The organism is Pseudomonas frederiksbergensis (assembly GCF_003732665.1).
Lineage (GTDB): Bacteria > Pseudomonadota > Gammaproteobacteria > Pseudomonadales > Pseudomonadaceae > Aquipseudomonas > Aquipseudomonas frederiksbergensis_G.
Window position 1 is genome coordinate 38253 of record NZ_MOBP01000025.1, and the last position, 25431, is coordinate 63683.

At 56.8% G+C, this 25431-nt stretch carries 24 protein-coding genes and 1 pseudogene; 10 read left to right on the forward strand and 15 right to left on the reverse strand.

The features are described from left to right. Positions 1-24 precede the first annotated feature (24 nt). On the reverse strand, positions 25-384 hold the full coding sequence (locus BK665_RS31935; RefSeq protein ID WP_123410451.1) for an MmcQ/YjbR family DNA-binding protein: 360 nt from the start codon (positions 382-384) through the stop codon (positions 25-27). Continuing rightward, positions 381-1289 carry a LysR substrate-binding domain-containing protein gene (locus tag BK665_RS31940; RefSeq protein WP_123410452.1) on the reverse strand — a complete coding sequence of 303 codons (909 nt, stop codon included), beginning with the start codon at positions 1287-1289 and terminating at the stop codon, positions 381-383. Before BK665_RS31940 ends, BK665_RS31935 begins: the two co-directional genes overlap by 4 nt. A gap of 131 nt (positions 1290-1420) precedes the next feature. On the opposite strand from BK665_RS31940, the gene BK665_RS31945 reads away from it, so the two are divergent. Both BK665_RS31945 and BK665_RS31950 read left to right on the forward strand, forming a co-directional pair. Then, positions 1421-2032: an FMN-dependent NADH-azoreductase gene (locus BK665_RS31945; protein WP_123410453.1), complete on the forward strand. Its 612-nt coding sequence runs from the start codon at positions 1421-1423 to the stop codon at positions 2030-2032. A 263-nt stretch (positions 2033-2295) separates the two neighbouring features. Further along, entirely contained in the window at positions 2296-3333 is a 1038-nt protein-coding gene (locus tag BK665_RS31950) for an alpha/beta hydrolase family protein (protein ID WP_123410454.1), read from the forward strand. A gap of 128 nt (positions 3334-3461) precedes the next feature. Here BK665_RS31950 and BK665_RS31960 read toward each other — a convergent pair whose 3' ends face one another. Next, on the reverse strand, positions 3462-4649 hold the full coding sequence (locus BK665_RS31960) for an MFS transporter (RefSeq protein ID WP_123410455.1): 1188 nt from the start codon (positions 4647-4649) through the stop codon (positions 3462-3464). A 268-nt stretch (positions 4650-4917) separates the two neighbouring features. Beyond that, positions 4918-6507, reverse strand: coding sequence for an ABC-F family ATPase (locus BK665_RS31965; protein WP_123410456.1), 1590 nt, complete (start codon positions 6505-6507; stop codon positions 4918-4920). Positions 6508-6987: 480 nt separating this feature from the next. Between BK665_RS31965 and lpxO the strand changes: the two genes are divergently transcribed. Beyond that, positions 6988-7887: a lipid A hydroxylase LpxO gene (gene lpxO, locus BK665_RS31970; protein ID WP_123410503.1), complete on the forward strand. Its 900-nt coding sequence runs from the start codon at positions 6988-6990 to the stop codon at positions 7885-7887. A gap of 125 nt (positions 7888-8012) precedes the next feature. On the opposite strand, the gene ligD is transcribed toward lpxO, so the two are convergent. Together ligD and ku are read right to left on the reverse strand one after the other, a co-directional pair. Continuing rightward, entirely contained in the window at positions 8013-10532 is a 2520-nt protein-coding gene (gene ligD, locus BK665_RS31975) for a DNA ligase D (RefSeq protein ID WP_123410457.1), read from the reverse strand. Between the two features lie 33 nt (positions 10533-10565). Next, the gene (ku, locus tag BK665_RS31980) at positions 10566-11441 is read right to left on the reverse strand and encodes a non-homologous end joining protein Ku (RefSeq protein ID WP_123410458.1); all 876 of its coding nucleotides are present in this window, start codon (positions 11439-11441) and stop codon (positions 10566-10568) included. 203 nt (positions 11442-11644) lie between these two features. Here ku and BK665_RS31985 point away from each other — a divergent pair, with 203 nt between their 5' ends. Then, on the forward strand, positions 11645-11959 hold the full coding sequence (locus tag BK665_RS31985) for a hypothetical protein (protein WP_123410459.1): 315 nt from the start codon (positions 11645-11647) through the stop codon (positions 11957-11959). Between the two features lie 48 nt (positions 11960-12007). Next, positions 12008-13159, forward strand: a complete 1152-nt coding sequence (locus BK665_RS31990) for a PQQ-dependent sugar dehydrogenase (RefSeq protein ID WP_123410460.1) — start codon at positions 12008-12010, stop codon at positions 13157-13159. Between the two features lie 116 nt (positions 13160-13275). On the opposite strand, the gene rimI is transcribed toward BK665_RS31990, so the two are convergent. Further along, positions 13276-14373: a ribosomal protein S18-alanine N-acetyltransferase gene (rimI, locus tag BK665_RS31995; protein ID WP_123410461.1), complete on the reverse strand. Its 1098-nt coding sequence runs from the start codon at positions 14371-14373 to the stop codon at positions 13276-13278. A gap of 92 nt (positions 14374-14465) precedes the next feature. On the opposite strand from rimI, the gene BK665_RS32000 reads away from it, so the two are divergent. Beyond that, positions 14466-16040 (forward strand): RimK family ATP-grasp domain-containing protein, encoded by a 1575-nt coding sequence (locus BK665_RS32000; protein WP_123410462.1) that lies wholly within the window; start codon positions 14466-14468, stop codon positions 16038-16040. 7 nt (positions 16041-16047) lie between these two features. Further along, entirely contained in the window at positions 16048-16971 is a 924-nt protein-coding gene (locus BK665_RS32005) for a magnesium transporter CorA family protein (RefSeq protein ID WP_123410463.1), read from the forward strand. A gap of 128 nt (positions 16972-17099) precedes the next feature. On the opposite strand, the gene BK665_RS32010 is transcribed toward BK665_RS32005, so the two are convergent. Beyond that, the gene (locus tag BK665_RS32010) at positions 17100-17435 is read right to left on the reverse strand and encodes a DUF2834 domain-containing protein (RefSeq protein WP_123410464.1); all 336 of its coding nucleotides are present in this window, start codon (positions 17433-17435) and stop codon (positions 17100-17102) included. Between the two features lie 275 nt (positions 17436-17710). Here BK665_RS32010 and ilvA point away from each other — a divergent pair. Continuing rightward, positions 17711-18673: pseudogene (ilvA, locus tag BK665_RS32015) on the forward strand (threonine ammonia-lyase, biosynthetic); the annotation flags it as partial. 31 nt (positions 18674-18704) lie between these two features. Here the strand turns inward: ilvA and BK665_RS32020 are convergent. After that, positions 18705-19010, reverse strand: coding sequence for an NIPSNAP family protein (locus BK665_RS32020; protein ID WP_123410466.1), 306 nt, complete (start codon positions 19008-19010; stop codon positions 18705-18707). A gap of 579 nt (positions 19011-19589) precedes the next feature. Between BK665_RS32020 and BK665_RS32030 the strand changes: the two genes are divergently transcribed. After that, positions 19590-19859, forward strand: a complete 270-nt coding sequence (locus BK665_RS32030) for a DUF1652 domain-containing protein (protein ID WP_123410467.1) — start codon at positions 19590-19592, stop codon at positions 19857-19859. On the opposite strand, the gene BK665_RS32035 is transcribed toward BK665_RS32030, so the two are convergent. Together BK665_RS32035 and BK665_RS32040 are read right to left on the reverse strand one after the other, a co-directional pair. Then, the gene (locus tag BK665_RS32035) at positions 19856-20251 is read right to left on the reverse strand and encodes a hypothetical protein (protein WP_123410468.1); all 396 of its coding nucleotides are present in this window, start codon (positions 20249-20251) and stop codon (positions 19856-19858) included. The genes BK665_RS32030 and BK665_RS32035 overlap by 4 nt on opposite strands. A gap of 90 nt (positions 20252-20341) precedes the next feature. Continuing rightward, a complete protein-coding gene (locus tag BK665_RS32040; protein ID WP_123410469.1) occupies positions 20342-20611 on the reverse strand; it encodes a DUF2790 domain-containing protein in 270 nt (89 codons plus the stop codon). Positions 20612-21120: 509 nt separating this feature from the next. Here BK665_RS32040 and BK665_RS32050 point away from each other — a divergent pair. Continuing rightward, complete coding sequence (locus BK665_RS32050) at positions 21121-21417, forward strand: hypothetical protein (RefSeq protein ID WP_123410470.1); 297 nt, start codon at positions 21121-21123, stop codon at positions 21415-21417. A gap of 109 nt (positions 21418-21526) precedes the next feature. Here the strand turns inward: BK665_RS32050 and BK665_RS32055 are convergent, their stop codons facing one another. The 4 genes from BK665_RS32055 to BK665_RS32070 are packed head-to-tail and all read right to left on the reverse strand — an operon-like array spanning position 21527 to position 25429. Beyond that, on the reverse strand, positions 21527-22498 hold the full coding sequence (locus tag BK665_RS32055; RefSeq protein WP_123410471.1) for a tetratricopeptide repeat protein: 972 nt from the start codon (positions 22496-22498) through the stop codon (positions 21527-21529). A 5-nt stretch (positions 22499-22503) separates the two neighbouring features. Next, positions 22504-23538: a tetratricopeptide repeat protein gene (locus tag BK665_RS32060; protein WP_259699678.1), complete on the reverse strand. Its 1035-nt coding sequence runs from the start codon at positions 23536-23538 to the stop codon at positions 22504-22506. Then, positions 23484-24461, reverse strand: a complete 978-nt coding sequence (locus BK665_RS32065; protein WP_123410472.1) for a tetratricopeptide repeat protein — start codon at positions 24459-24461, stop codon at positions 23484-23486. Before BK665_RS32065 ends, BK665_RS32060 begins: the two co-directional genes overlap by 55 nt. Further along, complete coding sequence (locus BK665_RS32070) at positions 24458-25429, reverse strand: tetratricopeptide repeat protein (protein ID WP_185076714.1); 972 nt, start codon at positions 25427-25429, stop codon at positions 24458-24460. Before BK665_RS32070 ends, BK665_RS32065 begins: the two co-directional genes overlap by 4 nt. Positions 25430-25431 lie beyond the last annotated feature (2 nt).

Genomic DNA, 25431 nt, shown 5'->3' on the forward strand with positions numbered 1-25431 from the left:
TTGCATTCGGCTCAGGGTGTATTGCTACAGAAGCAATCCGACCTGGGTGCGCTTGGGCAATTTGCTGACCACCAGTTGATGGGAGCGTTGCAGCAAGCCTTGCAGTTCTTCGGCGCCCAGCGGGTAGGGCACCTGCATGATGATCCATTGCGCCCGGGCCAGGTACGGCGCCGGGTGAATGCCCGGTCGGTCGCAATGACCGAGGAACAGATCCTTGTCGACCTTGAACGCCAGGGAATCGCCCCGCAGGTTCTGCAGCGCAAACATCTTGTTGCCGGCAATCGAAAACACCTGCACGCCGCCCCACTTGTAGTCTTCCCGGGCACCGGGCAAGCCCAGGCAAAATTGCGCGACATCCTCTTCGCTCATGCGTCCAGCCTTCATATCAATCGGTCCCCACAGGCATTGAATGATTCGATCAAATGGTCCAGCCAGGCGCGCACGGCTGGCATGACGCCGCGCCGATGAGGGTAGACCGCTTGCAGCCAACCGCCGGGCATCGACCAATCGGGCAGCAACTGAATGAGTGAGCCGTCCGCCAGCTCCGACTCGCAATACATCATGGGCAGCACCGTAAACCCCTGGCCCGCGAGGGCGCAGGCCCGGCGCACGATAAAGTCGTCGATACCCAACCGCGCCTCCAGCGCCAGGTCATGGCTTTTGCCCTGTTGATCGAGCATACGGATATGCACCATGCGATCGGGCTCCAGCGCCCCGAGTACCGGCAAACCCTTGAGATCTTCCGGATGGTTGATTTCCCGACCCTGCAGGAAGGCGGGGCTGGCGACCATCAGTGTTTGCGCCTGACGCAGGCGCCGGGTCACCAGCAATGGGTCTTCATCCCCCAGTTCACGGACGCGCAGGGCGACATCGACGCCTTCGGTGACCAGATCGACCCGGCGGTTGACCAACATGACCTCAAGCTGGACCTGCGGGTATTTCTCGAGAAAGTCGCTGATGATCGTCGGCAACATTTGATTGGCCAGGCCAACCGGGCAGGACACCCTTAGCCGGCCCCGGGGCTCGCTGGACATGCTGGCCACCGCTTCGTCGGCCATTTCCGCCTCCAGCAACATGGCCTGGCAATGGCGCAGATAACGTTCACCCACGGCGGTCAGCTTGAGTTGGCGAGTGGTGCGTTGCAGCAGGCGTGCGCCCAGGCGTTCTTCCAGCTCGGCGATGCGCCGGGACAGCCGTGACTTGGGAATCCCCAGCAAGCGCCCGGCCGCTGCGAAGCCACCGGCTTCGACAACTTTGGCGAAATAGTAGAGGTCGTTCAGGTCTTGCATGATTTGAAACTCGACTGTTCTATCAGTGAGACGAACTATCGCATTGTTGCGGGCTAATCAGCTATTAGATTCATCTGTAGGATCCCCTCCATCAGATCGCCCGGTGGCGATCCTCACCTGGAGATCCTTCTATGAAACTGTTGCATATCGATTCGAGCATTTTGGGTGACAACTCGGCATCCCGTCAGTTGAGCGGCGAAGTGGTCAAGGCCTGGCAAGCTGCCGATGCTTCGGCTGTCGTCACTTACCGTGACCTGGCTGCTGACGCCATCAGCCATTTCTCCGCCAACACCCTGGTCGCCGCTGGCACCACTGCTGAACTGCGCAACGCCGCGCAACAGCACGAAGCCGAGCTGAGCGCTTCGACCCTGGCTGAATTCCTCGCTGCTGACGCCATCGTCATCGCTGCGCCAATGTACAACTTCACCATCCCGACCCAACTCAAGGCCTGGATCGACCGCATCGCCGTTGCCGGCCAGACTTTCCGCTACACCGAAGCTGGCCCTGAAGGCCTGTGCGGTGGCAAGAAGCTGGTGATCGTTTCGACTTCGGGTGGCCTGCACGTCGGTCAAGCCACAGGCGTAGCGCACGAAGACTACTTGAAAGTGCTGTTCGGTTTCCTGGGCATCACTGATATTGAATTCGTTCGCGCCCATGGCCTGGCTTACGGTGACGAAGTGCGCACCAAAGCCCTGAGCGACGCTCACACGCAAATCAGCGAGCAACTGTTCGCTGCGGCATAAAGCCTGTGTAAGGCTTGCGTAAAAAATACTAAACAGCTCAGGCAATACCCGAAAAACTCTGTATTCTGGTCATCGTAATGATCAGTTACAGAGTTTTTTTGTTTTTGATTGTTTTTCATGTTGTGGCCCAGGTTATGCAGTCGAGGGTTTAACGTCCCCGTTGCGCAACGACCTTGGTGGCCGCAAACACTGGCACAAGGCCGCGTCCTCCGCTTAGCGGAGCACTACGGGCTTTTCAGTCAAGTAACAAGGTGGGGCATCCCATGGTGCGTCTTTGTGCAACGTTACTGATATGCCTGCTCAGCAGCCTGATTTCAGTGCACGCCGCGCCTGGGTTGCATGCCCACTGGAGCGTCGGCTATCACGAGATGACGTTCCTCGATCCGCTGGACTTGCAGCCGATGCGCGCCATCGCCTTCTATCCTTCCAGCGACAAGGATCACACCAGCAAACTCGAAGGCTACACGGTCGAAGCGGGTGAAGACGCCCGGGTCGCCATCGGCCGTTTCCCGATGCTGATGCTGTCCCACGGCAACGTCGGCACGCCGCTGGCCTTGCACGACCTCGCGACCTCCCTGGCCCGCAAAGGCTTTGTGGTCGTGGCAGTGATCCATCCCGGCGACAACTCCAAGGACCACAGTCGTCTCGGCACCTTGAGTAACCTGTACGGTCGGCCGCTGCAAATTTCCGAAGCGATTACCGCCACCCTGGGCGATCCCATGCTCGCGCCGTTCGTCAACGCTGAACAGGTGGGGGTGATTGGGTACTCGGCAGGCGGCGAAACGGCGTTAATCCTGTCCGGCGCTACGCCAGACCTGGATCGCCTGCGTCGCTATTGCCAGGAACGCCCGGATGACCGCGATGCCTGCAACACTCAGGGCGAGCTGATTGTCGACCGTGACGACTTGCAGCCCGTGGCCGACCCGCGTGTCCACGCCTTGCTGCTGATGGCGCCGCTGAGCCTGAAGTTCGGCCGCCATACCCTGGCGGATGTGCATGTGCCGGTGCTGCTGTACAGCGGCGACGGCGACAAACTGGTGGCCTTCGACAAAAACGCCGCCGCCCTGGCGCGCAAACTGCCAATCGCGCCGGACTTCAAGTTATTGGCTGGGGCAGGGCACTTCGTGTTCATGGCGCCGTGCAATGAAGAGCAGATTATTGCCATGCCTGCGCTGTGTACCGATGCGGATGGGGTGGATCGTGAGGATATTCACCGCAACCTGATCTCCGAGGCGGGGCGGTTCTTCTCCCATGCCTTGGGTAAACCGAGTCGGGCCGGGATGCAGACGGCGGATCAATAATTCAGTGAACACTGCTAAACCCCCTGTGGGAGCGGGCTTGCTCGCGAAGGGGCCCTTTCAGTCGACATTGATGCTGAATGACACACCACATTCGCGAGCAAGCCCGCTCCCACAATGGATTGTGGTGGTCAGGTGATTGCGCGGCGTTTGAGCATCAACGTCAAACCCAGCCCAGTCACCGACAACACCGCCGCACTGAAGAAAATCCACGAATACCCCAGGTTCAACGCCACCGCCCCCATCAATGGCCCGGCAATCGCCAGCGCCAGATCGAAAAACACCGCATAAGCACTCAACCCCGCGCCGCGACTGGAGTTGGGCACTTGCTTGATCGCCTCGACCCCCAGCGCCGGATACACCAGCGACAGACCGAACCCGGTCAACCCGGCGCCGATCAAGGCGTAACCGGTGGACGGCGCCAGCCACAGCAGCACCAGGCCAACGGTCTCGATGGTCATGCAGGCAATCGCCGAGGTAAATCCGCCGAAACGGCTGATGGCAGAGATAAACAACAGCCGCGACAGAATGAAACAGACGCCGAACACCGTCAGGCAATACGCCGCGCCGGTCCAGCCACGGTTGAGGTAATACAGGGTAATGAACGTGGTCAGGGTGCCGTAACCGATGGACGCCAGGCTCAGGCTCGCGCCGAACGGGGCAATGCGCCCGAACACCGCCCAGAATGGCAGGCGCTCGCCGCGAATCACCGGCACCGACGGCTTGTTGCGAATCAGCAACAGCGCGCCGAGAGCTAATACCGACAGGACAATCCCCAGGCTTTCAAAGCCGTACTCGGCGACCATCACCACCCCCAGCGGCGCACCAATGGCAATGGCGCCGTAGGACGCGATGCCGTTCCAGGAAATCGACCGCGCCGTGTGCTCGGCGCCGACCTGGCCCATGCACCAACTGATGGTGCCGACGCCGATCAAACCTTGGGCGATCCCCAGCAACAGCCGTCCGGCGATCAGGATCAACAGACTCAGCAGCGGGAAACTTTGCAGCAAGGTCGACACCAGCGTCAGCACGCCGCTCAGCACAATCCCCGACAGCCCATAAACAATCGCACGCTTGGTGCCAACGGTATCCGACATACGCCCGGCCATTGGACGGCTGAGGAGGGTGGCCAGGTATTGGCAGCCGATGGTCAGCCCCGCAATGATCGCGCTGAAACCCAACTGTTCATGGACATAACCCGGTATCACCGCAATCGGCAGGCCGATGCAGAGGAAGGCAATAAAGGTATAGAAAACGATGGAGACGATCTGCAGGGTGATCGCCATGGAGCTTTGCGGAGGCAGTTGCTGCACAGTCATGGGGCTCGTTCGCGGGCGGCGGTGGGAGACCTGCATCATGGCGTGGGTCGGGAATAAAAGGAAGCAGGCTAACTATATTCGGTGCCCTTGAGGGCCTCTTCGCGGGCAAGTCCGCTCCCACAGGGGAGCGCATTCCAAATGTGGGAGCGGGCTTGCTCGCGAAGGGGCCCTCAATAACACCGAAGAACAAAAAGCCTGAATGCAAAAAGCCCCGTCACCAGGACAGGGCTTTTACTTGCCGCTTGCAGCTTGAAACCAATCGCTGCTCTTAAAACACCACGCCTTGGCTGCGCAGGTAATCATCGTAAGTACCGCTGAAGTCGATCACGCCGCTAGGGCTGAGTTCGATAATGCGGGTGGCCAACGACGATACGAACTCACGGTCGTGGCTGACGAAAATCAGCGTGCCCGGGTAGTTCTCCAGCGCCAGGTTCAGCGCTTCGATGGATTCCATGTCCAAGTGGTTGGTCGGTTCGTCCATGATCAGCACGTTCGGCTTTTGCAGGATCAGCTTGCCGAACAGCATGCGACCTTGCTCACCACCGGAGATGACCTTGACCGACTTGAGGATTTCGTCGTTGGAGAACAGCATCCGGCCGAGGGTGCCGCGAACCATCTGCTCGCCGCCCTGGGTCCATTGGCCCATCCAGTCGAACAGGTTGCAGTCGTCTTCGAAGTCGTGGGCGTGGTCCTGGGCGTAGTAGCCCAGTTCCGCGGCGTCAGTCCACTTCACGGTGCCGGCATCCGGGGTCAGTTCGTTGACCAGGGTGCGCAGCAGGGTGGTTTTACCGATACCGTTCGGGCCGATGATCGCTACGCGCTCGCCAGCTTCAACCTGGAAGCTGAAGTCCTTGAACAGTGGCTTGCCGTCAAAGCCTTTGGCCATGCGCTCGACGATGACCGCCTGACGGTGCAGCTTCTTGTTCTGTTCGAAACGGATGAACGGGCTAACACGGCTCGAAGGCTTGACCTCGGCCAGTTGGATCTTGTCGATCGCCTTGGCGCGGGAGGTGGCTTGCTTGGCTTTCGAGGCGTTGGCCGAGAAGCGGCTGACGAACGATTGCAGCTCGGAAATCTGTGCTTTCTTCTTGGCGTTGTCCGACAGCAACTGCTCGCGGGACTGGGTCGCCACGGTCATGTACTCGTCGTAGTTGCCCGGGAACAGGCGCAGCTCGCCGTAATCCAGGTCAGCCATGTGGGTGCACACGCTGTTCAGGAAGTGACGGTCGTGAGAGATGATGATCATCAGGCTGGAGCGCTGGGTCAGGATGTTTTCCAGCCAGCGGATGGTGTTGATGTCCAAGTGGTTGGTCGGTTCGTCGAGCAACAGCACTTCAGGATCGGAGAACAGCGCCTGAGCCAGCAATACGCGCAGTTTCCAGCCTGGGGACACCTCGCTCATCGGGCCGAAGTGCTGCTCGATGCCGATACCCAGGCCCAGCAACAATTCGCCGGCACGGGATTCGGCGGTGTAGCCGTCCATTTCGGCGAACTCGGTTTCCAGTTCGGCCACGGCCATGCCGTCTTCTTCGGTCATTTCCGGCAGCGAGTAGATGCGATCGCGCTCAGCCTTGACCTTCCACAGCTCTTCGTGACCCATGATCACGGTGTCGATCACGGTGAATTCTTCGTAGGCGAACTGGTCCTGGCGCAATTTACCCAGACGCACGTTCGGCTCGAGCATGACCTGGCCGCCGGACGGCTCGAGATCGTTACCGAGGATTTTCATGAAGGTCGACTTGCCGCAACCGTTGGCGCCGATCAGGCCGTAGCGGTTGCCCGCCGCGAATTTGACCGAAACGTTCTCGAATAACGGCTTGGCGCCGAACTGCATCGTGATGTTAGCTGTAGAAATCAAAGGTTTTTCCTGCGAAGCATTCAGAGTAGCTAGGGGTGCGGCAGTACCGATTCAGTACCCGGTTCCGGTTTTCAAACCACGGGAAATGCATCCCGGTCAGAAGCGGAAGGTCCATCTGGCAATAAGTGGACAGCAGCAATGGAGCGCTTGGCCCGAGTCGAAGTGCGCTGAGGCGGGGTTCATTCCCGTCATCAACCAAGGGGGGCGCGTAATGTTTGGCGGCGATTGTACTGGTCTGGCTCTTTAAACGATAGGGCGTTGAGCCTGCGCGGGCACTTTGGCAGCATCAGCGGACACATTTTCACAGTTGTAAGCTAACTATTTGTTACAAACGGGGGCTAAAATGCCACCTTTCACCCAATGCCATGATGGCCTGGGCTCAAGGACGCGCCACCGGGACCGCTGTTTCGTATTCAGACACTGCGTCAGACCGCTTGGCCGGCAGCGCAGTTTGTTCACTTCTGACGTGTGACGATTGCCGTGAAACTTATTATTGCCGCTATTTATGTTGTCTCCATCGCGTACGTTCACCTGCGCGGTCGTGTCCGCCACAAACTGGGTCGTCAACTCAGCGATCACTCGACGTTCCTGGCGCCGATCAATTGCTTCCTTTATATGTTCTCCAAAATGCCCAGCAAACCCTATCTCAACCCGGCGGACTTTCCGGACCTGAGCCCGTTGCAGGCGCACTGGGAAGAAATCCGCGAAGAGGGGCAGAACCTGCTGCGGGCCGGAGAAATCAAGCGCTCGAACCAATACGACGACGTGGGTTTCAACTCGTTCTTCAAGAGTGGCTGGAAGCGTTTCTACCTGAAGTGGTACGGCGACAGCCATCCTTCAGCCGAGAAACTCTGCCCACGCACCACTGAACTGGTGCAAAGCATCGGCTCGATCAAGGCCGCGATGTTCGCCGAGCTGCCACCGGGTTCCAAACTGGTGCGCCACCGCGATCCGTATGCAGGCTCCTACCGCTATCACCTGGGCCTGGAAACGCCGAACGATGCCGGCTGCTACATCAATGTCGACGGCGAGAACTACCACTGGCGCGATGGCGAAGCGGTGATGTTTGACGAAACGTTCATCCACTACGCGGAAAACACCACGGATCAGAACCGTATCATCCTGTTCTGCGACGTCGAACGCCCGATGAAGTACCGCTGGGCGGCGGCGTTCAACAGTTGGTTCAGCCGCAATGTGATGTCGGCGGCGGGCGCGCCGAATGATGCGGGCGACAAGACCGGTGGTATCAATCGGTTGTTCACCAAGATCTACAAGGTACGGTTGCGGGGCAAGGAGCTGAAGAAGCGCAACCGGGCGCGTTACTACCTGGAGAAATGGGCGATTTTTGGTGGGCTATTGGCGGTTTTCGTGCTGATCTGAGTTTTGTATCTGAGCGGCTGACGCCTTCGCGGGCAAGCCCGCTCCCACATTGGATCTGTGGTGTTCACAAATCCCCTGTGGGAGCGGGCTTGCTCGCGAAGAGGCCGTTACATTCACCACAAAGCCTAAGGCTTCTTGGCTCCCAACTGCTTCCACATCTTCGCCGTGATCTTCTGCCGATTGGCATACCCCTCCCACGGATCCCCCTTCAACCCCTCAAGCCGCTCCAGCAAATTGGCCACGGTCCATTCCTGGGAACCGTGTAATTCAGTCAACTCGTCCCGACTGATGGGCACCGACACCGGCAACCCTGGCCGAGCCCGCACCGAATACGCCGCCACCGTACTGGCCCCTCGGGTGTTGCGCAGGTAATCGACGAAGATCTTGCCGACCCGATTCTTCGGGCCCATGGTCGCGGTGATCCGTTCCGGCAGTTGCTGCGCCATGAACTGGGCGATGGCCTTGGCGAACGCCTTGACCGTGTCCCAGTCATCCTTGCGCGCCAGCGGCACGATGATGTGCATGCCTTTGCCGCCGCTGGTTTTCAAGAACGCCTCCAGGCCGATTTCGTCCAGCACCGACAGGGTCAGTTGCGTGGCCTCGACCATGCTTTTCCACGGCAGCGCCGGATCGGGGTCGAGGTCGAGGACAAACAGGTCCGGGGTTTCGATCTTGTCGTGGGTAGCGCCCCACGTATGCAACTCGATAGTGCCCATTTGCGTTGCGCCGATCAGCGCCTGGACCGTGTCGATTTCCATCAGCCGCGCATGGCCCAGGTCGATGTTCGGGTCCAGGTGCTTGATGTTGGGGATCGCCAGGCGTTCGGCATGTTTCTGGAAGAACTGTTCGCCTTCGACTCCTTCCGGCGCCCGCAACAGCGACACCGGGCGGTCGCGCAGGAACGGCAGGATCCACTGGCTGATGCTGTCGTAGAACTGCACCAGTTGCAGTTTTTGCGTGCCGCTGTCCTTGTCGATCACCCGCTCGGGATGAGTGATCTTGACCCCGGCGACGGTGCTGTCCTTGCTGATGGGTTTCTTCTCGCTCACAGGTTTGCTCGCTTTGGGGGATTGCGGTTGTTCACGAACAATCTCTGTTGCCGGTTTGTCGGTGCGCATGGCAATGAAGGCCGCTTGCCGGACCACGCCTTCACGGGTCCACTCGGCAAATTCCGCTTCGCACACCAGCGTCGGCTCGACCCATTGCACGCCCCGGGCCTGGGCGGACGTCAGGGGCTTGGCCAATGGCGAGGTCTTGCGTTCTAGTTTCTGCAGTTGCCCATGGAACAACTTGAGATTGGCCTGATTGAACCCGGTGCCGACCCGACCGGCATAAACCAGTCCGGTATCGTCGTAGACCCCGAGCAACAGGGCGCCAAAACCGCTGCGCGAGCCTTGCGGCGCGGTATAGCCGATGATCACGAACTCCTGGCGCAAGCGGCATTTGAGCTTGATCCAGTCGGGGCTGCGTCGAGACACGTAAGGGCTGCCGGCGCGCTTGCCGATCACGCCTTCCAATGACAGCGCACAGGCACTCTCGATGATGTCCTGGTGCTTGGCGGTGAACGCCTCGGAAAAGCGCAACACCTGCCGCGACTTGCGCCCCAAGGCTTTTTTCAACGCGCCACGGCGATCTTCCACCGGTAATTCGCGCTGATCGACGCCGTGCAAGAAGGGCGCGTCAAACACGAAATAGACGATATCCACCGAGCGGCCGATTTCGAAAGCGTTCTGCAACGCCTGAAAATCCGGAAAGCCTTTGTCGTTCAACACCACCACTTCGCCGTCCAGCCAACTGCCGTCGAGTTTCATATCGGCCAGAGCCTTGGCTTGCAGCGGTAATTTGGCGGTCCAGTCGTGGCCGTTGCGGGTCAACAACCGAACTTCGCCGTTGTCGATTCGGGCGAGGATGCGGTAGCCATCGAACTTGATTTCATAACGCCAGTCGCCGGCCGGGGCCTTGTCCATCAGCGTCGCCAGTTGAGGGCTGAATGTTTCGGGCAGGGTGGCTGGTTTGGGTTTTTTAACGGTTTTTTTTGTGGCTTTTTTGGTGGCTTTTTTGGTGGTCTTATCGCCCACCGTGGCATCGCTCAATACGCTTTTCGGCAGCTCGGCCACCACATCAAACTCACTGATCGGCCGCGCCTGTTGATCCTTTTCCTTGATCAGCAGCCATTGTTCCTTGTCGCCACTGCCGCGCAGGTGAGTGCGCACCAACGCCCAGTCCCCCGAGAGCTTTTCGCCGATCAAGGTGAATTTCAGTTTGCCGGCCTTGTAGGTTTCCTGCGGATCACCAATGGGCTGCCAGACGCCGTGATCCCAGACGATCACATCCCCGGCGCCGTACTGACCCTCGGGAATACTGCCCTCGAAGGTGCCGTAGCTGATGGGATGGTCTTCGACATGTACCGCCAGGCGCTTTTGCGTCGGATCGAGGCTCGGGCCTTTGGGCACGGCCCAGCTCTTGAGGGTGCCATCGAGTTCCAGGCGAAAGTCATAATGCAGGTTGCGCGCATCGTGTTTCTGGATCACGAAACGCAGGGCCGACGCGGTTTTCTTGCCGCGTTTGGCCGGCGCCGATTCGGGCGGCTCCGAGGTGATCTCGAAGTTGCGTTTGCGCGTGTATTCACTCACCGGTTTAGCCATGGCGGACTACCCTGTGCTGCGAGTCCCGGGCCGTCAGCCGCGAGAACTCTTCGTGGCTTTTTTCGCCGGAGCCGGTTTGGCCGCAGCTTTGCGCGGCTTGGCCGCCGGTTTGCTGGCTGCCTTGCCGCCGAGGCTGCGTTTGAGCAGTTCGGTCAAGTCAATGACATCCGCCGTTTTACGTTCCTCCTCGCCAGTGGTGCTCTCGACGTCTTCGATCTTGCCTTCATGGGCCTTTTTCTCCACGAGGGCCATGATCTTGTCTTCGAAACTGTCGCGGTAATCCTCGGGTTTCCAGTCGGCGCTCATGTCTTCCACCAGGCGCTTGGCCATCTCCAGCTCTCCTTTTGCCAGTTCGGGTTTGGTCACCTCGCTGCCCAGTTCCAGTTCATCCAGGCTGCGCACTTCCGCCGGCCAACGCAGCATCACCAGCACCATCGCCGACTCCAGTGGCATCAGCGCCGCCAGGTGCTGACGGGTGTGCAGCACGACATGGGCGAGGGCGACCTTGTTGGTCTTGCTCAGGGTTTCACGCAAAAGTGCGTAGACCTTGCCACCGCGTTTGTCCGGCGCCAAGTAATAGGGTGTGTCGATGTTTTGCAGCGGGATCTGCTCGCTGTCGACGAAGGCGAAGATGTCGATGGTCTGGGTCGACAGCGGGTGCGCGGAGCGGATTTCCTCTTCGCTGAGCACCACATAGCGACCCTTTTCGTAGGCCACGCCTTTGACGATATGTTCCTTGGTGACTTCCTTGCCGGTGACCTTGTTGACGCGTTTGTAGCCCACCGGGTCCATGCTGCGGCTGTCGAGCCAGTCGAAATCCACCCCTTGGGATGAGGTTGCCGACACCAGTGCCACGGGGATGTGCACCAAGCCGAAACTGATTGCGCCTTTCCAGATTGCTCGGGCCATCTTCGTCTACTCGCAAGTGATGATCAGGTGACCTTTGGCCCCGCGCAAAAGTTTCAGCGGCTTGCGCCCAGGCGCTGCGGGGGGATCAGCGGTGCAGGTAAACCGGTGTTACATCTGTGAAGGAGGTTTCAGTTAACAAATCCGAACGTCGGGCGTAGCGTGGCATCGAAGACTCTATTCCCGTGTCCGCAGAGAGGCTCCCCATGAACAGATTTGTGCTCGGTAGCACCGTGTTGGCCTTGAGCGCTGTGCTCGGCCAGACGGCCCTGGCCCAGAGCCCGACGGGCAGCAGTAACAACAACCCCTACAACAGCCCGATTCACCGGGCCAACCCCAACAGTATGCAAGGCACGCAGCCGGCCACCCGACAGCCCACGTTCGCCCCCGTGCCGCGCCCGCCAACCCTGGAAAACGGCGGCATCGGCAACCGCTATCCCCAGGACAAAGCAGCGCCCAGCTCGCCACCGAAATTCATTCCCAACCCACCACCCCGGGACTCGGACAGCAGCAACCGTTGACCGGCAGATTGATTCTGTCAGCCATTCGAACGACAAAAGGAAGCGTGCATGTTGCGTAAAACCCTCCTGGCGACCTTCTGCGCCAGCGTACTGATCACCGCCGCGGCGCCTGTTTTCGCGGCGCCCGCCCAGGAACTCAAAAGCGAACAAGGCACCCTCGAAGTCACGCCGATTACCAAGGGCCTGGAACACCCGTGGGCCTTGGCATTTCTGCCGGATCGCCAAGGGATGTTGGTGACTGAACGGCCCGGCAACCTGCGGGTAGTCAGCACCGATGGCAAACGCTCAGCGCCGATCAGCGGCGTGCCCAATGTCTGGGCCAAGGGGCAGGGCGGTTTGCTCGATGTGGTGCTGTCACCGGATTTCCAGCAGGACCGCATGGTTTATCTGTCCTTCGCCGAGGGCGGTGGCGATGGCGACAAGGCCGGGACGGCGGTGGGTCGCGGGCGTTTGTCCGAAGACCTGACCACCCTCAAGGATTTCAAGGTTATTTTCCGCCAGGAGCCGAAGCTCTCGGTGGGTAATCACTTCGGCTCGCGGCTGGTGTTCGACCGTGACGGTTATCTGTTCATCACCCTGGGTGAAAACAATGACCGCATGACCGCCCAGGACCTCGATAAGCTGCAAGGCAAAGTCGTGCGGATCTACCCGGACGGCAAGGTGCCGGACGACAACCCCTTTGTCGGTCAGGCTGGCGTGCGTCCGGAGATCTGGTCCTACGGCCATCGCAACCCCCAAGGCGCGGCACTCAACCCCTGGAACGGCACGCTGTGGGAAAACGAGCACGGCCCCAAGGGGGGTGACGAGATCAACGTCATCGAGCGCGGCAAGAATTACGGTTGGCCCCTGGCAACCAACGGCATCAACTATTCCGGCCAGCCGATTCCGGAGGCCACGGGCAAGACCGCCGAAGGCACCGTGCCGCCGCACCATGTCTGGGAAGTCTCTCCTGCCATCAGCGGCATGGCGTTCTACGACGCCGACCGCTTCAAGCCTTGGCAGCACAACGTATTCATCGGCGCGCTGGCGAGCCAGGAGCTGATTCGCTTGCAATTCGATGGCGACAAAGTGGTGCATGAAGAGCGTTTGCTGGGGGAACTCAAGGCGCGGATTCGCGATGTACGGCAGGGGCCTGACGGGTATTTGTATGTGCTGACGGATGAGGAAGACGGGGCTTTGTACAAAGTCGGGTTGAAGTAAAACTCATCTACCGCTTTCGCGAGCAAGCCCGCTCCCACAGAGGGAACGCATTCCAAATGTGGGAGCGGGCTTGCTCGCGAAGGCGGCTTCATACGCACCAAAAATCCAGAGCTGCTTCACTGTCGGCTATACAGAATCACCGCCGCCCGAAGCTTCCCCCGTCCAAAACTGCACATCTTCTCAAACTCCCCATGACTCACCGGCAAGTGCTGACAGTCCATGGGCTGGCGATGCTGGCTGTGATCCACATCCGGGTCGTGCAGGTAGACAAACTCCTCGTCGCAATCGGTGACCATCACCCAGTGCGGCGCCTTTGAGCGGGTCAGGCGATAGCTGCTGATCAACACCAGCGGCTGCCCGCCCGCATCCAGCAGTCGGGGCAGATCCAGCGGCCCGCCAATCACCCGTTCCACGTCGGTGTCCTGCAATTGCGCGGTGAACTCCTCGTGGACCAGACGCATTACGTCCTTTTTATGTTCATCGCGCACGCCATCGAGAAACAACGGCCCGGCCATGCTCAATTGCAACCGCACGCGAAAGCCGCGTCGCCACGCCGCCAGCGCCAAACCTTGGGGGCTGCAACCACCGTGCCCCGAGGTCATGAACACCGTGGTCGCCTCGCGCCAGATTTGCAGTTCTTCACGCCGTTCCAGCAATCGGCCCTGTTGCAGCGCGCCCATGGCCATCAGCAAACAGGCCGGGCCGCAGGTGAAATCGGTGGTCTGGCGATACCAGGGCACCTGGATATTGCGCGAATCCCGGTGCTGGAGGATGCGTTTCTCCAGGCGCAGCGCGTCGGCGTGGTCCTGGTAATAGTCATGAATCAGCGCAAAGCGCCGGTAACCGTTGCGCTCATACAGGGCAATCGCCGCCGGGTTGTCGATGCGCACCTCCAGCCGCAGGTAAGCGCAATCGTGCTCAAGGGCACAGGCCTCGACCCGCTCCAGCAACTGCTTGCCCAAGCCATTGCCTCGAGCTTCGGCGGCGATGGCAATCGAATACAGCCGCGCCAGGGACGTGCCGCGATGGAACAACACCACCGCGTACCCGAGCAGCGCCTCGCCGACCTCGGCGACCAATAGTTGTCCATGGGCACGGGTGATCATCCACTGAAAACTGCGACTGTTGAGCCGATCCGTGGTGAAGCATTGCTCTTCGAGTTTGAGCAGCGCCGGTAAGTCGTCAACTACCGCCAAGCGAAAGACAGGATGCATATGACCACCGTAAAAGTTGCGTAACGAAACGGGACTTTCGAAAAAGTTCGTGCTTAATAGGAAAGGTCTTGTTCTCCAACGGATCAATCACTATGTCAGCGGTACAAGGTCATTGGCGCGAAGTATCCGAGCAAACTTTGCCGGCGGCAACTTATTTAAATGACGCGGTTAGAACTTCCAGCCAGTTGATTATCATCGTCGAACGCAAGGAAGACTGGGCGTCGTACTTTCCCAGCGAAGACATCGTCACCGCCCAGGAATACCTGGAGCAAACCCGCGACAACGAGCAGGGAAAACGGGTCCAGGTGATCAACCTGTGCCGCAGTTACAAGTACCTGGGGCACGGCTACTACTGCTCGCTGCTGGCCGAAGCCCGGGGGCACAAGGTTATTCCATCGGTGCGGACCATCAGCGAGCTGACCCGTAAATCCCTGTACGGCCTGGCGCTGGACGACCTGGATAAACCCTTGGAAAAAGCCCTCAGTAATCATCTTTACAGCGACACTGAAGGCTTTACGCTAACCCTTTATTTTGGCAAGACTAATATCGAACCTTTGCAGGATCTGGCGCGGCAGTTATTTGAAGTGTTTCCGTGCCCGATTTTGTTAGTTGAGTTTCGGCGAACTAACGGCTGGCACATTGAAGGTATAAAGTCCGGCGCACTGCACAAGTTGCGTGAAGATCAGGAAGATCAGTTCGCTAACTCCCTGGACAGCTTCAGTCGCAAGATATGGCGCGTGCCGCGCTCCCGGCGCCTGGCCCGTTATGACCTGGCGATCCTGCATGACCCGCAGGAAGCCTTGCCGCCCTCTAACGCCAAGGCCCTGGACAACTTCGTCCGTGTCGGCAAAACCCTGGGCATCGATGTCGAGCTGATCGAGCGCAAGGATTACGCCCGCATCGCCGAATACGACGGCCTGCTGATCCGCGAGACCACTAGCGTCGACAACCATACCTACCGTTTCGCCAAGAAAGCCGAGAGCGAAGGGCTGGTGGTGATGGACGACCCGACGTCGATCCTGCGTTGCACCAACAAGGTCTATCTGACCGACCTGCTCAAAAGCCATCAATTGGGCATGCCTGCCACCGAAATCCTCTACAAGGAACGACCGGAAGACTTCGAACGGGTCGGCGAACGCCTGGGCTTTCCGCTGGTGTTGAAAATCCCCGACGGCTGTTTCTCCCGGGGCGTAATCAAGGTCGAAAGCCAGCAAGCCTTGCTCGAAGCCACCGCCGAACTGTTCGAACATTCGGTATTGCTGCTCGCTCAGGAATTTTTCTACACCGAGTACGACTGGCGCATCGGCGTGCTCAACCGCAAACCGATCTTTGCCTGCCAGTACTTCATGTCCAAGGGCCATTGGCAGATTTACAACCACAAGGCCAAGGGCCAGGACATCAACGGCGAATGCCGCACCCTGGCGGTCCACGAAGCACCGCGCGCGGTGGTGGAGCTGGCGGTGAAGACCGCCAATCTGATCGGCGATGGCCTCTACGGCGTCGACCTCAAGCAGTCCGGCGACAAAGTGGTGGTGATCGAGGTCAACGACAACCCGAACATGGACGCCGGCATCGAAGACGCCTATTTGCAGGACGATTTGTACTCGCTGGTGCTGGAAGAGTTCGTCCGCCGCCTGGAGCTCAAGCGACGCGGCCAGGCCTGGTGAACGGCCAATGATCAAGAGCTTTCAACTGACCCACGGCGTCCTGCATACCGTCGAACGACTGGACGCCGAAGTGATGCTGTTCAGCAACCCCGATGCCGCCGAGCGGGACCTGCTGCACAGCCATTTCAAGCTCGATGAGCATGCCCTGGCCTCGGCCCTGGACCCGGACGAGGTGTCGCGAATCGAGTTTCACCCCGACAACCTGTTCCTGATCTGGAAACGTCCGGAAAACTATTCCGGCGTCGGCAGCCTGGCCTTCGAGGTGTCGTCCTGCGGCTTGCTGTTCTCCCCGGGCCGCTTGCTGGTGATCGCCACCGACGACTCGCCGCTGCATGGCCTCGGCACGCGCCAGCGGCTCAACACGCCGCTGGATGTGTTGCTGGATTTGTTGTTCAACAACATCCATCACTACCTGGGCCACCTGAAGGTGATCAAACTGGTTGCCCGGGAGTTGCAGCAGAAATTCAACGCCTCGATGGAAAACCAGCATCTGATCCAGATGTTCAACCTCAGCGAGAGCCTGATCTATTACATCAATGCCATCCACAGCAACGGCGCGGTACTGACCCGGCTGCGCAACCACGCGGAAAAGGAACACTTCAGCAGCGAGGCCATCGGCCTGATCGACGACCTGATCATCGAAAACAACCAATGCTACAAACAGGCGGAAATCTACTCCACGGTGTTCTCTGGGCTGATCGATGCCCGGGGCAACCTGATGAACAACAGCATGAACAACTTGTTGCGAAAGCTGACGTTGATCAACGTGGTGTTCCTGCCGTTGAACCTGATTGCCAGTATTGGCGGCATGTCCGAGTTCAGCATGATGACGGCGGGGACGCCGTGGTGGATTTCTTATCCGTTGTTTCTGACGGCGATGATGTTGGGGGCGGGGGTGATGGTGCTGGGGCTCAGGCGCTTGGCCAAGTAACTTTGTTGGCCTTCAGGCCGCCTTCGCGAGCAAGCCCGCTCCCACAGGGGGGCTTGTGAACGCCACAGATCCAGTGTGGGAGCGGGCTTGCTCGCGAAAGCAATATCAACATCACAGCAGATTCCGAATCAAACTGCTTGGCCTGGATCGACACGAACTGAACGGTCTTGAACCCCCCGAACCACCAAGTACAACAAAGGCCCAACCGAAACGAAAATGGCCGTGAGCAAAAGATACGGAATCACCGACAACCCCGACCTGCCGCGTTGACGCGCATCCCGATACATCCAGATGCCCGCCAGCGTCGCCAGCAGATAAAGATCAATCACCACCTGCGCTGTATCCGGCCGCGACATCAGGCTGAGGCCAAACTCGATCAACGACTGCTCCGCCTGCAACATCACCGATACGGTGTAGCCGGCAAACGCAATCAGGGCAATCAGGGGCAGGGTTACAGACTTCATGGTGACCTTCCTTGGGGACAATGAGCAGAATCGCCAGCCTACAGAGGCCCGACAAAATTGGCCATTGACTTGCCACCAACGCCCGGCTAATTTCCAGCCATGACTTCCACCGTATTGCGCTGCCAGCCAAGCATTATTACCGCCATTCCTTATTTGGCGGGCTAGCTCACGACTGCAGCACCCAACCCGCCCTAGAGGCGGGTTTTTACTTTCTGTCTCCTGGGCCTGATCAACGTCAGGAGACGACCATGAGCAGCACCACCGCCCAGCAAGCCTTGCTTGAGCATTACGTGAAAAAAATCCTGGCCGCGCCGGTGTACGAACTGGCCGTGCGCACGCCGTTGCAGCTGGCGTCGGCGCTGTCCGAGGCGTTGGGCAATCAGGTCCTGCTCAAGCGCGAAGATTTGCAGCCAACCTTTTCCTTCAAGATCCGTGGCGCCTACAACAAACTGGTGCAACTCAGTGAAGAGCAAAAGGCTCGCGGGGTAATCACGGCCTCGGCCGGCAATCATGCCCAAGGCGTGGCACTGGCGGCACGTGAATTGGGAATCGCTGCCACCATCGTCATGCCCTGCACGACGCCGGAATTGAAGGTGCTCGGCGTGCGCAGTCGCGGTGCCGAGGCGGTGCTGCAGGGCGAGAGTTTTCCGTTTGCCCTGGAGCATGCCCTGAGCCTGGCCCGCCAAACCGGCCGCACCTTCGTCTCGCCGTTCGACGACCCGGACGTGATCGCCGGGCAGGGCACCGTCGCCATGGAAATCCTGCGTCAGCATCAAGGTCCACTGGACGCCATCTTCGTCCCGGTAGGCGGAGGTGGCTTGGTCGCCGGCATCGCTGCCTACGTCAAATACCTGCGGCCAGAGGTGCGCATCATCGCCGTCGAGTCGGAACATTCCGCGTGTTTGCAAGCGGCGCTACAGGCTGGCGAACGGGTAGTCCTGCCCACCGTAGGAACATTCGCCGATGGCGTGGCGGTGGCGCAGATTGGCGCTTATGGCTTCGAGGTGTGCCGGTTCTGTGTCGATGAAGTCATCACCGTCAGCAACGACGAACTCTGCGCGGCAATCAAGAACATCTACGACGACACTCGCTCGATCACCGAGCCTTCCGGCGCCTTGGCCGTGGCGGGGATCAAGAAATACGTAGCGCAAACCAGCGCCCGGGGGCAGACCCTGGTGGCCATCGACTCCGGAGCGAACATCAATTTCGACAGCTTGCGCCATGTCGCCGAGCGCGCCGCTGCTTGCGCAGCTCCGGCATGAACGGACGTCAAGCCAACATCGGGCGCAGGAACGTGCGTTCGTAACTGAAGATAAACTTCTTTTCCACCAGCGAGGCCACGAGCGCGGTGCTTTGCGGGTCGGTCATGGCGATGTGGCGGTAACTTTCGTAGTCCGCCAGGGAAGGGAAACTGAACAGGCAGTAAGCGATATTGCTAGCGCCCTCGGATGGCAGGAAGTAGCCGTGATGCGTCCCGCCCAAGCGCTCGACGATACCGAGCCAGGCCTGGGCATAGGCTTCGAATTCACTGAGTTGGTACGGATCGATGACGTATCTGACGTGGCAGGTGATCAAAGGAAAGCTCCTGTTTTTTATAGGTCAACACAATTCCCCTGTGGGAGCGGGCTTGCTGGCGAAGGCGGTGTGTCAGTCGCCATTAATGCTGTATGTGACGCCCTCTTCGCGAGCAAGCCAGCTCCCACAGGTTTGATCGCATGACAGCCCGGTAAGTATTAGCCCAACGGTCTTACAAAAGGGCCAACAACCCATCATGCCTCCTTGCGTGAAAGTAGGGTCAGCGGATACTGAAATATTGGGTAGCATTTTTTTTACCTCCATGTCTGGCAAATGCAACCCGCGCCTGATACCGGCAATTTGCAGGGCTTGCACAGGCCTTTCTTGCACATTGCATGAGAGCATTCTGATGGCTCCCTCGCTAAACCCTTGATTTGCCGACGAGGTGCAGAGCGAAATTCCGGGCATGAATTATGCTGTAGCTGTCTTTAAGTTGACCGACATTTAAATGAGTCAGCGTAGCTACGAGAGAACGGTCAGTGGTTGAAATGTGTTGGCCCGCACGGATGACAAACGGGTGATTTCACTACCGGCCGATGATTATTTGATTGGCAGTCTCACACTAAGGAGAGGGTCGCCATGTTTCTTTCTGCCCTGGAACTACGCAATATCATTGAAAGCAGCTTCTTGCCGAAGCGCTGTCAATGCACGGTATCGCCGGACCTGTCGATGACCGTAAAAGTCTATGCCGACACGCACACCGATCAGCTCGATCTATTAGTGACCGGCATCAATGCTAAACGTTTGAATGGTTGTCGAGAAATCAACGACTTGATCGCCGAACTTCGATCAGACATGCAGCACAGGGCCGCCGTTCAGCCTCTGCATCTGGACCGTAAAGCACTCTAACCTGCCGTTTCAAGCTCTACCGACACGCGCCGGGTTTGGAAAAACCCCAGACCCAGCGCCAGTTCCACCCCGACTGCCAGCAAAATACCTGGCCCGGCATGGCCATTCAGCCATTCGCCGAAGCCCAGGGCTGCGAGCCCCCAACAGCCGACGATAAAGCCGTTGCTCAACGCGTTGCGGGTCGAGGAGGGCGCTTCGTTGCGCACCAGATAAAACATCACCCCCAGCGCCGCGAACAACACCGCGCTGCGCCGCGCAACCAGTCCCGCCACCGACGAATACTCAATGTCCCAGATTGCCAGCAGTCGATCGGGCAGCAAACCCCACACCAGCGCCAACAGAACACACAGCGCGGCGGTGAACGTCGACAACGTACGAAACGATAACTGCATGGCCAATCCTTTGCGGCAGTGAGGGAGGCAACGAGCATAGCGCCAGAGCCCTCACAGGCAAACCGCAAAACGCCAAATCAGAACCTTCTGTCAGTTCTGATAACTGCACGCGTCAGACAATTTCCGATAGGTGATTTCTGAAGGCTTGCCGGTGTCGCTGTCGATGTACTTCATGTCCGCTGTGACCACTTTGCAGTCCAGCGTCGACGGTTCGGTCAAGGCAACCACCTTTCCCACATGCAGCGGCATACCGTACTCGTACGATTTGTCCTGGGAAGTTGACGTGCTGGCGGCCTGGGCCAGGCCAGTGAACGCCGTGCAGGCGAGGGCGGTGGTGATCAGCAGAGTGCGCATGTTCATGGAGGTTCTCCGGTGCAGGCTTGAAGTCAGCTCGACGTGAAAAGCGCCGAACCTGCCGCACTGGGCATCAGGAGAGCCTGAAGGCGTGCGGTCCCGTAAAGTTTTGGACCGCGGAGTTAAGCGATGGTTAACCCGGTTGAATGCCACCTGTCGTGAAGGCATTTCTGACAGAGGTTTCATGTGGGTGAAAAAAGCTGCGGGAGCTTAGGCAGGTTCCTACACGATGGGATGCTTTGTCTGCTATCGCCGTTTGGGGTGGAGCGATTACTGTTTGGCTTCGCTGCAAAATCAGCGGGCAGGTTTGGTCACCTGGTTAACACTGCACATATATGTGCCATCATTCGCGCTGTGGACTTCTACGTCTCGTAGTGCGTTGCAATGGTGGCTGTGTGCAGGACGCTTTCGAGCGAGCCGTTTTGAGTGTTAGCGGTTGACCAAGCCTGTGCACAGCCGCCTCCATCGTTTGGTCACGGTGCTGGCGATTACTAATTAACACTCGAGTAATTACTATGCCGACGATAAATCCTTTCCCCAATCGCTACCGTTCACTCAAAAGCAACGTTACCGACACAAACCCACTGGTCATCGACACCGAAGCCGATCCCCAAGACATCCTCGAAGCCGCCCTACAGCGCATTCGCGCCTCCAGTAATTTGCTGGAAACGCTTCATTGCCAGTGTTTTAGAGATGGCGATGTCCAGGACATTCCGCATATCACCCATGCGCTGTATCTGTTGACGCAGGATGGGTTTGATTTGCTGCAAGTCGCGCAGCAGCAGATGTTGGGGTGGAAAGCGCCGGTCTGACATTATTCGGTCAAGGAGGGAAGCAGTTCTTGTTGCTGCTTCCTACTCCAAGGCATCGGATGGTTTGTAGGTTTGGTCGCGTGCTGGTCAGATGATATTTACACCAGTTTTAGCGACTCAGCTTGTCGGGAAAAAACGACATCGGGGCGTGAGTCGCCTTCCATGTTTTTGCAAATTTCTCAGCTTCTACTATTTGCTCAGGTGTCATCTTGCTGGCAATTTTTTTAAGCTTACTTTCAGCCAAGTCCAGAATTCCACCGCCGCCGTCTAGCTCCCTTAGCAAATATATAAGCGCGTAACCTTTAACGATATCGAATGGGAAACCGTATGTATCTGGCTCATGGGCGAGGTCTGACCCATAACCATAAATAGTTGATGCATAGCCCGCCAAAGCTGCTTGTTCATTCCAATACCGAAACCCTTCGATATCTGACTTTTCAAACAGAATAGCGGCATATTCCATCATTGATTTTGGATAGCCACCTTCAGCGGATGCTTTGAACCATTTTTCAATAGCCTCGCCACGTTTCCAAGGCAGGAAAAATCCTTCACCTTGCTGATAACTTACACCCATCCAATATTGAGCCAGCGCATGACCTGCCAAAGCGGATTTCTCAAGCCATTCCTCGTCTCCAGTTAGCTCGTACATTATGTACATAGCTTCTGCGTCACCCTGTATCGTTTTGGGCATAGCTACATCTTTTGCTTGGTTTAACCATTCAATAGGCAATTTTTGATTGGGCGAACAGTCGTTAGTAAATGTGCATAGATCCTTCTCGCTACGCCCGAGTTGAATCATGGCGTACAGGTCACCTTGAGCAGCCGAGGCCTCGTACCACCTCCGTGCTTCAGGATTCATGTAGTGATTTTTTCTCCTTAGCGATTCACCTAAATAATACTGAGCTTCGTGGTCTCCTGCTTCAGCAGCAATGGTGAGGAATGGTATCGCTGAGGTGGCTTTATATTGGTTGTAAAAGGTTATTCCCTGAGTTTTTGCCAATTTTTGCTCTGAAGTGAGCTCGGCAAAAGCAGTGTTTGTAAATGCCATAAATAGAAGTGCGGCAATTAATAGTCTTCTCATGGAATTTAGCGACTCAGTTTGTCCGGAAAGAAAGACAGCGGTGGGTGAGTGGTTTTCCATTCTTTTGCTAATTCATAAGCTTCTAAAATTTGCTCAGGTGTCATTTTTTCAGCAATTTCAGGAAGGGTTTCATTTACGTAAACCTGAACATCTCCACCACCGTCTAGCTCAGTGAGTAGCGAAGTTACCGCGTAACCTTTGACCAGATCCAGTGGAAAGTCGAACAGCGATGGTGAGTGCGCCAAATATGCTCCGTAACTACTGATGCCTGATTCGTATCCGGCATTAGCTGCTTCGTAAATCCAGTGACGAGCCACCGCTAAATCACCGTGGTCCTCATAAATAAACGCCGCATATTCCATCATGGCCGGTGGGTATCCTCCCTGTGCAGATAATCTCAGCCACTCTCCAACTGCCTCATGCCGTTTCCATGGCAGGAAGAAGCCATCTCCCTGCCTAGTTCCAATGGCCATCCAGTACTGAGCCAATGGGTTGCCCTCAAATGCTGATTTCTCAAGCCATACGTCGTCAATTGTAAGCTCGTACATGACATACATGGCCTCTGCGTCACCTTGGATCGCTTTCGGCTCAGCTATATGTTTGGCTTGTTTTAACCATTCAATGGGTAGTTTTTGTTCGGGAGGGCAGTCGTTTGAAAGCGCGCAAAAATCTTTCTCACTACGTCCTAGTTGAATCATTGCATAAAGATCACCCTGAGTCGCCGACGCCTCATACCACTTACGTGCCTCAGGGTTCATGTAGTGATTTTTTCTTCTGAGCGATTCACCGAGATAATACTGGGCTTCATGATCTCCGGCTTCAGCAGCAATGGTGAGGAATGGCATTGCAGAAGTGGCTTTATATTGATTGTAGAGAGTTATTCCCTTGGTCTTCGCTAATTTTTGTTCTGTGTTAAGTTCGGCGTGCGCATTGTTCGTAAGTGTCGTGAGCAGCAATGCGCATATTATTATTCTATTAATTGAAATCAATGGCTCAATTTTTCCGGAAAAAACGACAAAGGTGGATGTGTGAGTTTCCATTTTTTCGCAAACTCGTTCGCTTGTGAAATTTGCTCAGGCGTCATTTTTGCCTCTATCTCGGGTAGCTTAACTTCAAGGTAATCTCGAGCACTGCCGCCACCATCAAGCTCCTTCAGAAGCGAAACGAGCCCATAGCCTTTTACCAAATCCAAGGGGTAACCGACCTTATCGGGCGTATGAGTCAGATAGGCGCCGTAGGTACTTACAGCATTCTGCTCACCTGTATTTGCTGCTTCCTCCAGCCAATGACGAACACCCACCATGTCGCCTTCTTTATACAAGACTGCTACGTAAGCCATCATCGCTTTAGGGTAGCCCCCTTCAGAAGAAGCTTTTAACCACTTGGCAATGGATTCGGACCGTTTCCAGGGCAGCAGGAATATGCCATTACCTTCTTGTTCACCGATTGCCATCCAGTACTGTGCGATAGCGTGACCGGCATTTGCAGACTTCTCTAACCAGTCTCGATCTATTGTGAGTTGATACATGATGAACATGGCTTCTGCGTCGCCTTGCTCAGCTTTAGGCTTCGCCAAATTTTGGGCGAGATTTAACCAGTCGATTGGTTGTTTTGTTGTTGGAGAACAATCGTTCGAAAACTGACAGAGATCTTTTTCGCTTCGTCCTAACTGAATCATCGCGTAAAGATTGCCTTGGCTCGCCGAGGCTTCATACCACTCGCGAGCCTCAGCATTCATGTAGTGATTTTTCTTTCGAAGTGATTCGCCAAGAAAATATTGTGCTTCGTCATCCCCTGATTCGGCGGCAACTGTCAGGAGAGCAGTAGCAGACATAGTTTTATATTGATTGTAGAGAGTTATTCCTTGTTTCTTTGAGGGTTCTTGGAGTGGTGACAAGTCCGCGCTCGCGTGGAACGACAGCGTTAAGAAAAATAGCGTGCTGAGTAGTTTTATTAAGCTCATTGGCTCAACTTGTCGGGAAAAAATGAAACAGGTGGGTGCGAAACTTTCCAGGCTTTCGCCAAATCTTTGGCTTCGAGAATTTGCGCGGGTGTCATCTTGGCGGCGATAATCGGTAATTTGAACTCGACGTTAGTTTGCATATCGCCCCCACCATCCAACTCGCTCAATGAATATACATATGCATATCCTTTTACGAGGTCTAATGGGAAGCCATATCTGTCGGGCTCATGGGCAAGATAGGATCCGTAGCCATAAACTGTCTCTGCATAACCGGCCAGCGCCGCTTGTTCATTCCAATATCGAAAGCCTTCAATATCCCCTTTTTCGAAGAGTAATGTTGCGTACTCCATCATTGATTTCGGATAACCACCCTCTGCGGAAGATTTAAACCATTTCTCAACTTCTTCTCCTCGTTTCCAAGGCAGGAAAAATCCTTCTCCTTGCTTATAGCCAACGCCCATCCAGTATTGTGATAGAGCATAACCTGCGGAGGCTGATTTCTGAAGCCACTCATTATTCATTGTGAGTTCGTACATAATGTACATGGCTTCCGGATCACCTTTTTCAGCTTTTAAGTTTGCGAGATCTTTAGCCTGATTCAACCACTCAATAGGTTTTTTTTGTCCAGCAGGGCAGTCTTTTGAAATTTGGCAAAGATCTTTTTGACTCCGTCCCAGCTGAATCATTGCATACAAATCACCATGATCCGCTGATGCCTCGTACCACATGCGCGCATCAGGATTCATATAATGATTTTTCCTCCTGTGCGATTCACCTAAATAATACTGAGCTTCTTGGTCTCCGGCTTGTGCAGCAATGGTGAGAAGTGGGACTGCTAACGCGGTTTTGTCTTGATTGTAGAGAGTTAAACCTCGAATTTTGGCTGATTCCGCTTCAGATGAAAGCCCAGCGCACGCATTATTCACAAATTTTAGAAATAATAATGCACTAATCAGCGATCTTTTCATTG